The sequence below is a fragment of the Flocculibacter collagenilyticus genome (genome assembly GCF_016469335.1).
In the GTDB taxonomy this organism is placed as follows: domain Bacteria; phylum Pseudomonadota; class Gammaproteobacteria; order Enterobacterales; family Alteromonadaceae; genus Flocculibacter; species Flocculibacter collagenilyticus.
On the sequence record NZ_CP059888.1, the window covers coordinates 830,383 to 843,650 of the forward strand.

12 protein-coding genes are annotated in these 13,268 nt (G+C 38.2%); 7 read left to right on the forward strand and 5 right to left on the reverse strand.

Going from position 1 to position 13,268, the window contains the following annotated elements; all coding sequences use genetic code 11:
- Window positions 1-139: 139 nt before the first annotated feature.
- The 5 genes from HUU81_RS03575 (at window position 140) to HUU81_RS03595 (ending at window position 6,829) form a co-directional block, all read left to right on the forward strand.
- Window positions 140-655: an FxsA family protein gene (locus HUU81_RS03575; RefSeq protein ID WP_199610905.1), complete on the forward strand. Its 516-nt coding sequence runs from the start codon at window positions 140-142 to the stop codon at window positions 653-655.
- A 112-nt stretch (window positions 656-767) separates the two neighbouring features.
- Window positions 768-1,058, forward strand: coding sequence for a co-chaperone GroES (locus tag HUU81_RS03580; RefSeq protein WP_199610906.1), 291 nt, complete (start codon window positions 768-770; stop codon window positions 1,056-1,058).
- 59 nt (window positions 1,059-1,117) lie between these two features.
- Window positions 1,118-2,770, forward strand: a complete 1,653-nt coding sequence (gene groL, locus HUU81_RS03585; protein WP_199610907.1) for a chaperonin GroEL — start codon at window positions 1,118-1,120, stop codon at window positions 2,768-2,770.
- Window positions 2,771-3,235: 465 nt separating this feature from the next.
- On the forward strand, window positions 3,236-5,371 hold the full coding sequence (locus HUU81_RS03590; RefSeq protein ID WP_199610908.1) for a fibronectin type III domain-containing protein: 2,136 nt from the start codon (window positions 3,236-3,238) through the stop codon (window positions 5,369-5,371).
- 573 nt (window positions 5,372-5,944) lie between these two features.
- Complete coding sequence (locus HUU81_RS03595) at window positions 5,945-6,829, forward strand: IS982 family transposase (protein WP_199610025.1); 885 nt, start codon at window positions 5,945-5,947, stop codon at window positions 6,827-6,829.
- Between the two features lie 77 nt (window positions 6,830-6,906).
- On the opposite strand, the gene HUU81_RS03600 is transcribed toward HUU81_RS03595, so the two are convergent.
- Window positions 6,907-7,068 carry a hypothetical protein gene (locus HUU81_RS03600; RefSeq protein ID WP_199610909.1) on the reverse strand — a complete coding sequence of 54 codons (162 nt, stop codon included), beginning with the start codon at window positions 7,066-7,068 and terminating at the stop codon, window positions 6,907-6,909.
- A gap of 250 nt (window positions 7,069-7,318) precedes the next feature.
- Here HUU81_RS03600 and HUU81_RS03605 point away from each other — a divergent pair, with 250 nt between their 5' ends.
- A complete protein-coding gene (locus tag HUU81_RS03605; protein WP_199610910.1) occupies window positions 7,319-8,122 on the forward strand; it encodes a hypothetical protein in 804 nt (267 codons plus the stop codon).
- Between the two features lie 217 nt (window positions 8,123-8,339).
- On the opposite strand, the gene HUU81_RS03610 is transcribed toward HUU81_RS03605, so the two are convergent.
- The 4 genes from HUU81_RS03610 to priC form a co-directional block, all read right to left on the reverse strand.
- Window positions 8,340-9,554, reverse strand: coding sequence for an EAL and HDOD domain-containing protein (locus tag HUU81_RS03610; RefSeq protein ID WP_199610911.1), 1,215 nt, complete (start codon window positions 9,552-9,554; stop codon window positions 8,340-8,342).
- An 86-nt stretch (window positions 9,555-9,640) separates the two neighbouring features.
- Window positions 9,641-9,946 (reverse strand): hypothetical protein, encoded by a 306-nt coding sequence (locus HUU81_RS03615; protein ID WP_199610912.1) that lies wholly within the window; start codon window positions 9,944-9,946, stop codon window positions 9,641-9,643.
- A gap of 265 nt (window positions 9,947-10,211) precedes the next feature.
- Window positions 10,212-12,347: an ATP-binding protein gene (locus HUU81_RS03620; RefSeq protein WP_199610913.1), complete on the reverse strand. Its 2,136-nt coding sequence runs from the start codon at window positions 12,345-12,347 to the stop codon at window positions 10,212-10,214.
- A 176-nt stretch (window positions 12,348-12,523) separates the two neighbouring features.
- Window positions 12,524-12,850 (reverse strand): primosomal replication protein PriC, encoded by a 327-nt coding sequence (gene priC, locus HUU81_RS03625; RefSeq protein ID WP_199610914.1) that lies wholly within the window; start codon window positions 12,848-12,850, stop codon window positions 12,524-12,526.
- Window positions 12,851-13,013: 163 nt separating this feature from the next.
- Here priC and HUU81_RS03630 point away from each other — a divergent pair, with 163 nt between their 5' ends.
- The gene (locus HUU81_RS03630) at window positions 13,014-13,217 is read left to right on the forward strand and encodes a hypothetical protein (protein WP_199612136.1); all 204 of its coding nucleotides are present in this window, start codon (window positions 13,014-13,016) and stop codon (window positions 13,215-13,217) included.
- Window positions 13,218-13,268 lie beyond the last annotated feature (51 nt).

Genomic DNA, 13,268 nt, shown 5'->3' on the forward strand with positions numbered 1-13,268 from the left:
TTAAGTTAGCATGTGCCTAATTTGGACATATTTAGTTACTTTTCTCTGTTAATAGTTGCATATTACAGGGTTGAGTTAAGACCTCATTATCCCCATTTAAATTTCAACTTCTAGATAAAAAGTGAATAAAACTCATCTCATGTTTAAAGTATTATTTTTATTATTCTTGGTGATTCCTATTGTTGAAATTGCTTTTCTTATCCAGCTGAGTGACGTAATCGGTGGCTTTGCAACCATTGCTTTGGTTGTGTTAACGGCATTTGTAGGAGCAAAATTGGTTAAGTCGCAAGGCACAGAAACGATTCAACGTTTACAGCAAAAAGCGGCGCAAGGACAAATTCCAAGCGATGAAATCTTTAGCGGTATTTGTATTCTTATTTCCGGAGTACTTTTAGTTACACCCGGTGTATTTACAGATGTTATCGGCTTTTTACTACTAACCCCTCCAGTTAGAAAACGGTTAGGCGATGCACTAAAGAAAAATATGGTGATGGGCGCAACCGGCCAGCAAGGCTTTACCTTCATGTCGGGTGGCATGTCGGGCCACTTCCAGCAGCATACTGCCGAGCACCAGCGCCACACCGTTAACTCTGAAAATAAAGCTCAACCAGAGCAGCCTGCTACCTTAGAAGGCGAGTTCGAAAGAAAAGATTAAAAATTTCTTTGTGATCTCTTGGGATCACAAAACTAACCCCCATTTACTTTATCAACTTAATAAAGAACCCAATTTTTGGTTAATTCCAAACTTAAACTAGGAGATTGAATAAATGAATATCCGTCCATTACATGACCGTGTAATAGTAAAGCGTTTAGAGCAAGAAACTAAATCTGCTGGTGGCATTGTATTAACTGGTGCCGCAGCTGAAAAATCGACTAAGGGTGAAGTTATTGCTGTAGGTAATGGCCGTGTTTTAGAAAACGGTGACACTAAAGCATTAGACGTAAAAGTAGGTGATACAGTCTTATTTGGTTCTTACATTGAAAAAACTGAAAAGTTAGACGGTGAAGAACTACTAATTATGAGAGAAGACAACATCTTAGGTGTTTACGAAGGTTAATTCGATTTTCTGACCCAAAAGCAATAAATATAAGTTTGAATTAGATAGAGGATTTTAAAATGGCTGCTAAAGACGTTCGTTTTGGTGAAAGCGCTCGCGTAAAAATGCTTGCTGGCGTAAATATTTTAGCTGACGCAGTAAAAGTAACATTAGGCCCTAAAGGTCGTAACGTAGTATTAGACAAATCATTTGGTGCTCCAACAATCACTAAAGACGGTGTTTCTGTTGCTAAAGAAATTGAACTAGATGACAAGTTCGAAAACATGGGCGCACAAATGGTTAAAGAAGTTGCGTCTAAAGCAAATGATGAAGCTGGCGACGGTACAACTACTGCAACTGTATTAGCACAAGCAATTGTGAACGAAGGTGTTAAAGCGGTTGCTGCGGGTATGAACCCAATGGACCTTAAGCGCGGTATCGACAAAGCCGTTATCGCTGCTGTTGAAGAATTAAAAACACTTTCTCAACCTTGTTCAGACAACAAGTCAGTTGAGCAAGTAGGTACAATCTCTGCAAACTCAGACATCAACGTAGGCCAAATCATTGCTAAAGCAATGGACAAAGTAGGCACTGAAGGTGTTATTACAGTTGAAGAAGGTCAAGCGCTTGAAAACGAACTTGACGTAGTTGAAGGTATGCAGTTCGACCGCGGTTACCTTTCCCCATACTTCATCAACAACAGTGAAAATGGAAACGTTGAGCTAGAAAGCCCATTCATTTTACTAGTAGACAAAAAAGTATCTAACATTCGCGAATTACTACCAATTCTTGAAGGTGTAGCAAAAGCGTCTAAGCCACTACTAATTATTGCTGAAGATGTTGAAGGTGAAGCACTAGCAACATTAGTTGTTAATAACATGCGCGGCATAGTTAAAGTTGCAGCTGTTAAAGCCCCTGGTTTTGGTGACCGTCGTAAAGCAATGCTTCAAGACATCGCAATTTTAACTGGCGGTACAGTAATCTCTGAAGAAATTGGCCTTGAGCTAGAAAAAACTCAGCTTGAAGACTTAGGTACGGCTAAGCGCGTTATCATCACAAAAGACGACACGACAGTTATCGACGGTGCGGGTGAACAAACGGCAATCGATGCACGTGTAACACAAATTCGTGGCCAAGTTGAAGAAGCAACTTCAGATTACGACAAAGAAAAACTTCAAGAACGTTTAGCTAAATTAGCTGGCGGTGTAGCGGTTATTAAAGTAGGCGCTGCAACTGAAGTTGAAATGAAAGAGAAAAAAGCACGCGTAGAAGATGCATTACATGCAACACGTGCAGCAGTTGAAGAAGGCGTAGTACCTGGTGGCGGTGTTGCACTAGTACGTGCAGCTGCAAAAATTGCTCACTTAACAGGTGACAACGAAGACCAAACTCACGGTATTAAAGTTGCACTACGTGCAATGGAAGCACCTTTACGTCAAATCGTATCTAATGCCGGTGAAGAAGCGTCAGTTATCTTAAACAAAGTACGTGAAGGCGAAGGTAACTACGGTTATAACGCAGGCAACGACACTTACGGCGACATGCTAGAAATGGGTATCCTTGACCCAACTAAAGTAACACGTAGCGCAATTCAGTTTGCCGCTTCAGTTGCTGGCCTAATGGTAACAACAGAAGCAATGGTTACAGATGCACCACAAGATGCATCAGCAGCTCCTGCAATGCCTGATATGGGCGGCATGGGTGGAATGGGCGGCATGGGTGGAATGATGTAATAGAGTTTTAACTCTATTTGTCTCCCTGACACTCAATGAACAAAAGTCCGAGCAGAAATGCTCGGGCTTTTTTGTGTTCAAAAGTATGCCAAAAGTCATGGCTTAAAATAATTTATGTAATTAAACACTTAATGCAATGAAAAGATATTTACAAAGTGTTTTTATATATATACCTTCGATTTCTAATCGTTAGCTCTGTCTTATCAAGGAAGTTTGTATTGCTGATAATTCCCACTCATTTCTCATGCGAAACTTCTTCCTTCCAATACATTATTTATAAGGATTTAGAATTACATGTTCAATAAAATATCAGCGGTTTGTTTAATATTCATATTACAAATACTTACCTCGTTTTCTGTTGAGGCAGTTCAAACGCCTAGCTTGAATGCCTTGCCATCGACAAAAACTGTTAATAGTTCCAAATGGCTGCACTGGAATCATATCAGCCCTATAAGTTACTATATATTGGAACGGAAAGTAGGTAACGGAGCATGGACAAGGGAAGGTGTTTATTACAACTTAACCAATGGTGCAAACCTTTCTTTTCCGCATAAAGGCCTCAACTGTTTTAGAGTTATTGCTACTTATAATGGTAGTTGGTCTGGATGGTCTAATCAAAGTTGTACCACGGTTGTTGGTGTTGCTGGAACGATAACTAGTCAGAAGAGTACGGTTGCTCTTCCTGCTGGCTGGGGATATACCTTCTCATCGAGTAGTATCAATATTTCAGATCCAGATAGTTCTAGCCATAGTATTCATTCTATTTCATCAGGATCAAATTACACTGTATCTGGCAATAGAATCACTGCGACGATTGGTTTTACTGGCGTATTAACTATTCCTGTGAGATATAAAGATAATGAAGGGTTAGTAACAAATACTTTTAATTTTAAAATTAATGTTATAGGTAAAGCGAGTAACTTTGACGTTGAATATCAAAACAGTATTGGTAGCCACAAGTTAACATGGCATCCAGCTGGTGGTGCTACTAAATATAGAATAGACGAATATAAATATACTGGCGGTTCAGCTAGTTGGCAGGGCGAGTCATATACTACAACCACTTATTTTAGTTTCAACGAGCGCAATAATCAGGATGGCTACAGATATTCTATTTACGGCTGTACCTCCGATACTAAATGTGTTTCAACTTTTAGCTCTGTGAGTGTTCAAGATAGGCGCTTAGATCTTGGTGGAGTATCTAACCTTAATTACTCAACTCCAGAGTGGGGGGATATTAATTTAACTTGGAGTGCAGCTTCTAATGCTGATGAATATAGAGTTCGCCAATATAGTTTAAAGAATGGTTCTTTCTCTTTTGAAGATGAATTTTTTACAACAGGTACAAGCTATAACTTCACTGATAAAGCAAACGGTGAGGTTTATAAATTTGATGTTACTGGTTGTATTTCAGGTAGCGCTTACCCTTCAAATTCATGTGGCACTCAAGTCAAAAGTGTTGTAGAACCAAAGCGTTCCAAATTAATTGAGAGTGACTTTTCTTCTTTGGGTAGCTTGTTGGCAGATTGGAACTATAGCAGTTATGCCTGTGAAAACATTTCAAATGTTTCTTCAAGTTGTTATAGGGCTGAGAGTAAAGGTTATTACACAAAAAACTCTGTGGAAATTACTCCGAATGGTGAACTATTCCTAAAAGTTTTAGCTAAAGAAACAACAGATCCAGCTTTAGGGCTTTTAACCTGTAATGCTAGTCAACTTTACCCTAATCAATATCCCGAACCTGCTATATCTGACAAACATTATATTCTTTCTTCTGGATTTGTTGAGTCCAAAAATAAATATACATTTGGTGAGTTTTACGCAAAAGTTAGCTATCAAAGAGTTTTTGGAACGCAAAGCGCAGTATGGATAGACTCGGATTGGATAACTCCCAACACAATTGGACAAGAGATTGATCTTGATGAGTATATACCTATGGCAGATAAATGGCATAGGACACACCAGTTCACGGTACATACACATGATGGTCGATTTTTAGAGTGTCCTGAGAAAGGTTTTTATAAAGCAGCATCAAGTTGCTTAGCTCGAGGGGCCGACAATAAAGATAATGCTACGGGGACACTTGCTTTTGAAGTACAAAAACAAAATAGTTTTGAACATGGTCATGTCTTTGGTGTTAATTGGCTCGATACGGGTGATGATATGACTTATCTTCAATCAAGAGATGGCACTCCTTCAGAAATTTGGATTACAGTATTTAAATTAGATCCGGCTGGTAATAAAATTCAAGCAATAGACGAACATGGTATGCCGAAAGTAGATAGTGAGGGAGAGCCAGTATACGAGACAGAAAATGTACAGAGAGCAGCATACTCTCATAACGAAATGACTAGTGGTGGACCCCAAACAATACTTGATGCTGCTAAGATTAAACTGTCTGTAGAGGTTGGTAAAGATTATTATGGAGGCTCTGTTACCGATCAAATCAGATTATGTGCAGTTATTGGTGGTGAGCTAGACGCAAACCATGAGTTACCAACTGAGCACACACTGGAAGATGGAACTACAAGTGACGGTCATTTGTTAGGTGGCATGAAAGTTGACTGGGTGAAAGCTTACCCTGAAGAGATCAACCCGTAGGAATTAATATTAGTGTACTGTTATAGCAATATTACTTTGCTTTTAGTCTATAGGCATATGATTACTAATCAATATGCTAAGTTAAGTATTGGGTTTGCTGGGGTATAAAGTGGGGTATCACCATAATTTCCCATGTATCTATTTTAATTAAAACAAATGGTTAACCTCTACATGGGCGGCATGATGTAGTCCGTCGCTCAATAATTATAAAAAAGGCGCTAATTTAGCGCCTTTTTTGTGTCCATTGCCCCGTCCTAAATAAGAATGTCACTTTTCCAACTTAAAATTTGGAGAATGTGATGAAACAAATATCTAAAAGAGCACAAAAAGATTACTCCCTCGCTTTTAAATTATCAATTGGTAAAAATTATATAGCCCACCTTTCTATTTTAGAGCCATGGTGAAAGCGGCAAGTTGTCCGGTACGCTGGCAGTAAAATCAGTCGAGGAAGTCGACAGAAGCACCTAAGTAACCCCAACTCGGGATAAGAATTTGAAAATTTAAGGAACTAAATGCCTGCTCCACGATCAGATCTTTCGACCAAAAAAGAAAGTGACCAAAAAAGGAACAGGCATGAATAAATTAGTTGAACTCTTCTGTGATGTCGATGATTTTTGCAAAGTATTTATTCCCGAATGGGAAAAGCAATTGATTGCAGACGGCACACAAAAACGTAAGCGTCGAAGTAGATTGACGATGAGTGAAGTCATGACAATTATCATTGGCTTCCACATGTCCCATTACCGAGATTTTAAAAATTATTACACTGGTCATGTCAGTCGCTTTTGTCGAGAAGAATTTCCACATTTGCTTAGTTATACACGCTTTTTAGAGCTAATGCCGCGAACAATAGTGCCAATGTGTGCGTACTTCACCTCACTTAAAGGTAAGCCTACAGGCATTGAGTTCATTGACTCCACTACTTTAACCGTTTGTCATAATATTCGAATTCCCAGACATAAAACATTTAATGGTATAGCAAGGCGAGGGAAATCGACGATGGGCTGGTTTTATGGTTTCAAACTTCACCTTATCGTTAATTATCGGGGAGAGATCGTTGCAGCCAAAGTCACCACAGGCAACGTTCATGATACTAAACCAGTCGAAGAGCTAGCTGCTGGTTTGACAGATAAATTGTACGGAGATAAAGGTTATCTCAGCAAAGCACTGGAAGCTTCGTTGTTTGAAAAAGGGGTGACATTAATTACTACCGTTCGCAAGAATATGAAAGCCAAAGCGATGTCGTTATGGGACAGAGCGATGCTATCTAAGCGATTTATTATTGAAACTATTAATGACCAATTAAAGAATATCTCCCAAATTGAACACTCCAGACATCGCAGTATGAATGGTTTTATGTTGAACTTAATGGCAGGATTAGTGGCTTACTGCCTTAAAGACAATAAGCCAAGCCTTAATTTAACTGACTCAGAGCTTAATTCTATGATCGTGGCTTAAACCGATCTGGGGTTAAGTACAAATCTATTAAAATAAACAGTGAAATTCAGCCAAGCTTAATGGGATATAACCATTTTTTATTGCTCTTTAATGAGGGATATTGTGCGTCTGATATTACTTAGAGGTAAACGATTAAAGTTTGCTTTAGTTACTTCAAGCGGAAAGTCTAATACACCCACATCACCTTCTAATGTTCTTCTCACTAAATCAAGACACTTTTCTTTAGGGGTTTTGTTCATATTCTAATTGGCGATCGGTCAACATGTAATGGCATATGTAGTGGCATAGTTAATTTGGCCACCTGATTAGCTCCTCTATCGCTAAGCTTCATACTAAGCTTAGCCGTGTCATGTCTATTTGTACTTTTGCCATTTAATACTTTAACAATTGGGTAATATTCCATTATTAAAGTGCCAAGCTTGGTTAAAGCAGCTCATAATGTTGTAAAATATGATTTTTTTATTTTTATATTATTGAGGGACTTTATTTATGACGAGAGCTAGGAAAGCGTTTGGGTTGATATTGATTTCATTGTTTTTGGTTTTCTTCGCTTATAAACATTATAAAAGTGGTGAAGTGTTGGTGGATGAGGTGAAAATCAAGGTTGACCCCTCAAAATATGGACGAGTCGAAGTTCAACATGATCTGAGTAATGCCTCAATTAGAGATTCGAGTAATGACCAAATTAAAGACTCGAGCAATGAGCTGCTGAATAGCTCGGTTCACTTAAAGAGCCCAGAGCTGGGTAATCATATTACTAAAGAAAGCCCCCCAAGTTCTGAGCGTGAAAAGGAGGAGTTCTCTTCTCACTTTTATGTAGATGAGAATACTGACGAATATGAAGAACTCTTAACTAAATATAAAAAAAGTAAAAGCGCAATTTTGTTAAATGAGTACTTTTATGTTCCGATAAAATACGATGGCGGAGTGGACTTTGCAAAAATCAGTGTTGAAGAGTTTGGTGAGCTTAGAAAAAATCCGGGCAATGTTTACAACAGGCGATTAGACTACTTGAATAAGGCGGATAGTTATGGTGATTGGTCTTTTGATGCAGAACTCAATGCGACTGAACTCTTTTCAACTTATTTTCCCCATTCAGATTACGATATATTAGTGTTGCAATGTCGTGAAAGGTTTTGTTTAACCGAATTTACATTTTCTAATGAAGATAATGCATATCAATTTATTGATACGCTAAGGGCGAAAAGAAATATGTGCCAGTGTCGCGTTTTAGAATATTTTCCTCCCACTGGCAATCAAGCCATATTGGAAATAGAGTTCATTAATACCTAAGCGTGCAGACATGATTCTATGTTATTAATAAGAATACAGCTTTATTATTTATGCAATGATCTGGCGGCATGAAGGTTGATTGGGTTAAAAATTATAAATAACAAAAGAATAATGTAAGTTAACCCAATGATGAGATAGAAATTTTTATGAAAATAGAGGGGGGCTTTGTTGTTAAGTGCCTTCTAACAATCTAGTACTAATAAATAATTGAGCACAATTACTTTATATCCTGATATGTATCCGCCCACTCAATGGCTTCTTGGTATAACCCCGGCAAAATATCTTGCTCTATTCTTAGCTTTGCGCTGGCTTTACGCATGGCTGTCCAGCTTGCTGACTCATAAGCTTTTATCACTGCTAAAAATGGAAACAGTACATTGCCTGATTCGAGCAAGGCGTCTTTGATATCCGTTGCGAGTGGTAGGGTGTCTAATAAGTCGGGCATGTGCTGATCTAAGATAGCGTCGATAAGTGAAAATAGTCCCATTAAGAAGGCGTGATCAGCAAGATCGGGCTTACTTACATGTGCGAGTTGTTCGGCAAAGCGAGCGCGAATAATCGACATTTTGGTTAGCTCGTTTGGTTTGTCTTGGGCGATATGAGCGGTGATGATTAGGCACACAAAGCGTTTTACTTGAGCCTCCCCTAGGTAAACGAGCGCTTGTTTAATTGAGCCTATTTCTTGTCGGATTGAAAATAACCCAGAATTGATAAAGCGGAATAATTTAAACGATAATGATGTATCTTGTTCAAAATACTTTGAAAGGGATTCATAGTTAAAATTGGGGTTTAATACTTCTCGGTACATGGCCATAATGACTGCGTAGTTGATGGCGATGTCTCGTTTAATTATCATTTCAGGTTTGCAAAAAAAGTACCCTTGAAAAAAATCAAAGCCCATGGCTTTGGCTTGTTCAAACTCGTCATAGTTTTCTATTTTTTCAGCCAGCACTTTCATTTTTTTGTAGGTTTTTAGTTCTTTTACTAAATCTCCTACCTCATCCAGTGGCGTTTCCCGAATATCAATTTTAACTAAGCGAGTTAGCTTAAAAAACGGTTTCCATTTATCGGTGTATTGAAAGTCATCTAATGCCAGTTTATAACCTTTATGGAAAAGTAAACGACAGCTTTCATATACTTCACGAGTAGGGGAAATATCTTCTAGTAGCTCTACAATGATTTGATCGCTAGGAAGTAGCGCAGGCAATTGCTCTAAAATAGCCTTTTCCGGGAAGTTTATCAAAGCAGGTTTACCCGAGGTAAGTTTACTTAAGCCTTGATTAAATTGACTATCTAACAATAGCTTAGAGGTAGCTGCATTTGCTTCTACGTTAGGAAAGCTATTGCGCTCACCATCTCTAAAAAACAGCTCGTATGCAACAACACGTTTTTTTCTATTAAAAACGGCTTGTCGAGCCGTATACACTTGCATAAACAATGAACCCTAATGGTTAGAAACGAAATAGGCGTAACTATATTCGTTCGTGAACTAATTTGCACTAAAGAGTGAGCGAAAGTTTATAAAAAATTTGAAATTTCGTTATATAACTCAATGGCTTGTTGTTCTGTTAGGCCTGTTTTTTGATCACTTTTGCCTATAGTTGTTGTCACTCTAATTGACTCTGTACCAAATTCAGGTGAGTTCGCTTTGTCTATAAATTCTTGGTTTTGTTGTTTTTCCCGAGCTAATGAGGAGATGTTTACAATATCGTTAGTAAAGTTGCCAAATTTGCTGTTTTGATTTTCCGACGTAAAACGGCGTTTGCTATTAATATCAGCAAGGGCAATATCTACAGATGCAGTAAGTGGAAATGCAGCCGACATGTTACCTACCTTTAACACATATTACGTAAACAATATGCAATGAAGCATTATATCTATATTAATTGAAGACTTTCTTTGCAGCTGCTACATACTCACCACTGTAACTGCTAGCAGTAAAATCGTCACATAATATAGGTATATACCTACTCGTCATGTTCTTCGGTGATTAAAGTGTAGAACACTTTCTTAAAAATAGCCTAGTTTAGGTGTTTTCATCCCTGTAATTGAGCAATGAAAACGAGGCTAGTTATGGGCATTTGTACAATTACAGGATGTGATTAGGTAATGTAATTGTAATTGTAATTGTAGTGCCTTCACCTTGTATTGAGCTTACGGTTAAAGTGCCACTGTGCAACTGGATTAAGTTTTGGCATACGTTTAGGCCGCCGTTAGCGTGCGGTGTGTGTGCACGTGATGGTGTTGTGTGACTTAGTGGGTTAATAGGCTCTGCAATTTTTATAGTTTGTGCTAACACGTTTGCTGAGTCAAAACCGTTTCCGTTGTCTTCAATCGTCAGCATTAGCTGTTTGCTATTATGAGCACATTCTTCCTGATGTGTATACTTGGCCGAAATGGTTATTTCGGTGGCTTTGCCATGCAATACAGCATTTTTTAACAATTGAAAGATGACTTGCTGAATTCTTTTGGTATCTGCATAGATGACGGTGTTGCTCGGCTCAATGTAATACGATATTGAGTATGTCATGTTAGGCAACGCAAAACGTAATAATTGTTCCGTTTCCTTTAGCAGCATGTTCAAGTTATAGGTATGTTTTTGTAGATATAAGCTGTGTTTATTGAGTTGCTCTTTATCAAGCTTGCTTTCAATATCAAAGGAGTAGTAAGCAGCTTCGCTGTATAAGTTGTTAAGTGATGATTGACTATTTTCCGTTAAGTCAGGCTGCTGCTTAATATTGTATAGCTTTGCCACGATTGTATGTAATGGCGTTATGATGTCTTGATTGAGTTTATGTTGTAATTTTTGATTGATAACAGCTATTTGTTGGTTGCGTACATTTGCATACTTTTCGGCAATAAATTTAAGCTTACGACGGTTAAATAGTAGCGTTAATATCAATAGAATAAGGCAACAGCCAGCCGCAACTAACCACAGCTGAAGGGTATTAAGTTGTTGTTGATGTCTGCTTTTTAAATCAATGTTGTTTTGTTTCATTTGGGCAAAAAGTTTGCGTAAATTATCGTTATTAATTCGCTCACGTTCGTTATTGATTAGCAACGAGTGCTTTTGCGCAATAACCTCATCATTTAAGGTTTTATATTTTTTAAAATAATCTAAGGCTAGATCGTGCTGAGCGCGTTGCTCATAAACCTTACTGAAAAGCTCGTAGGCGTGGCCGATATCTAATTTATCATTCACTTTTTGCGCTAATGAATAAAACGTTTTTGCCATACTGAGTGCGGTATCTAATTGATTTAGCTGTAGGTACGCCTCCGCTATGCTATGGGTAATATTGGCTTGAATAGATTGGTATTCAAATTTTTTCGCAATGGAGAGTGCTGTGTTTAGGTAGGTTAACGCTTCATCCGCTTTACCCAATTCCAGATAATACCCCCCCATATTATTCAGAGTAGCGCAAGATAAGGCTGTTTCACCTAACTCTTGATGTTTTCTAAGCGCCCGCTGGTAAAAGTCGATAGACTGCTGAAAGTCGCCCATACGTTGGAATAGAACAGCTAAATTGCCCATTGTTGCTGCAATATTGGATTGATAGCCCATTTCCTGAAATATCGCTAAGCTGTTTTGGTAATAACTTAATGCGCGCTCAAGGTCGTTCAGCTTTAAATAAATACCAGCTATATTGGTATGAACATCAGCAATATCGATTGTTAAATCTAATTCTGTATAAATCTCTAATGCGGCGAGATATTGCGCCAATGACGGCTCCATTTTGCCTAGCTCTCGATACACTAATCCAATATTGTTTAGGCTGTCGGCTACTTTCTGTTTATTAGGTAAAGTTTGTCGAATCTGGTAGGAGTCTTGATAGCTAGTTAATGCCTTATCGTATTGACCCAGTTGATAATACCCAATGCCAATATCATTTAACGCTTGTGCTTTTGCATTCAAATCTTGCGACTTATCGGCGATACTCAAGGCTTCTTTATTCACCGTTATGGTTTGTTTAGGTTGGCCGAGTTGAAAATATAAACGCCCTAAATGATGAAGTAGCGTCAGCTTTTTTTCCCTGTCTGCTTTATCGGTGAGAGTAGGTAATATGTTTTTGCCCAGCGCGATGGCTTGTGCAGGGTTGCTAGAGCGCAATTGTAGGAAGGCAGCCATTTGTTCAGACGTTGTTGAACCAGCTGTATGATCAGCAAGAGCGAAAGTTGGGTAGCTGGTTAGCGTAATAATCAATAGAAAAAACGGTGCTATTTTCACTGGGTTACTCCTAATACTGCTGACTAATTACACTAGGATATCAGGAAAGTTTTTGATATTTAGGTTAATTTTTATTTTTTTGAGTGATTAAATCTTTTGCGAGTACCTATCTTAAGTAGTCGGCGTTTTTTTAATATTGTTACTCTGTGGAAGAGTAACAATATCTCTTTTGTTCACTATGAATTCGCTGCTTTTATTACCGTTTTAAATTGCGCGAGTGTGCTGTGTAATAACTCTAATTTTTTAACAATGACAGCTAATTTTTCTTGGTCTAATTTATCTAACTCGTTGGCAGGTTCAAGTGCTGATACATCGGCAGCAACCTCTGCAACGTAAGGCTTGAAGTACTTTGATGAGCCTTCAAATAAGTTACTTTGCTTAAATACGGCAGAAAATTTGCCTTTACCTTGCTGTTGCATTGACTCGATAAAGTTATCTGCGTCAACGGCTTGTCTATAAAGTTGCTTAAGGTTTTCGTTTAATTGTTCAATTATTTTTTGCATTTTATTAAAGAAATATTGATTTATGCCGATATGGTTTGTGGAGCATTCTACACCAATTTGATAAAGAAGTGAGTGTTATATCCTTCAATAAAGAAGGTTATATTTCTTCGGCTTTATTTAACGTGTGTGTGCGTTTCGGTTTTTTAAACTGATGGAGGTATTGATGAGTGTTTCTATTGGTGGCTCTAGTAGCTTACCTCAAATGGATGCTAGTCAAGGAGCGGAAGTTTATGCCGTTGCTTTGTCTAAAAACCATCAAGAAATGCAAGGTGAAGCAGCTTTAGCGTTAATTCAAGCTGCGGCACAGCCTATGCCTGCTGTTTCGGCAAACCCTGCAATTGGGTCGCATGTAAACGTGATTGTATAAAAATCGGCATTAGGCAGTGTTCTATCATGCTAATGCCACTGTAAGGCAACA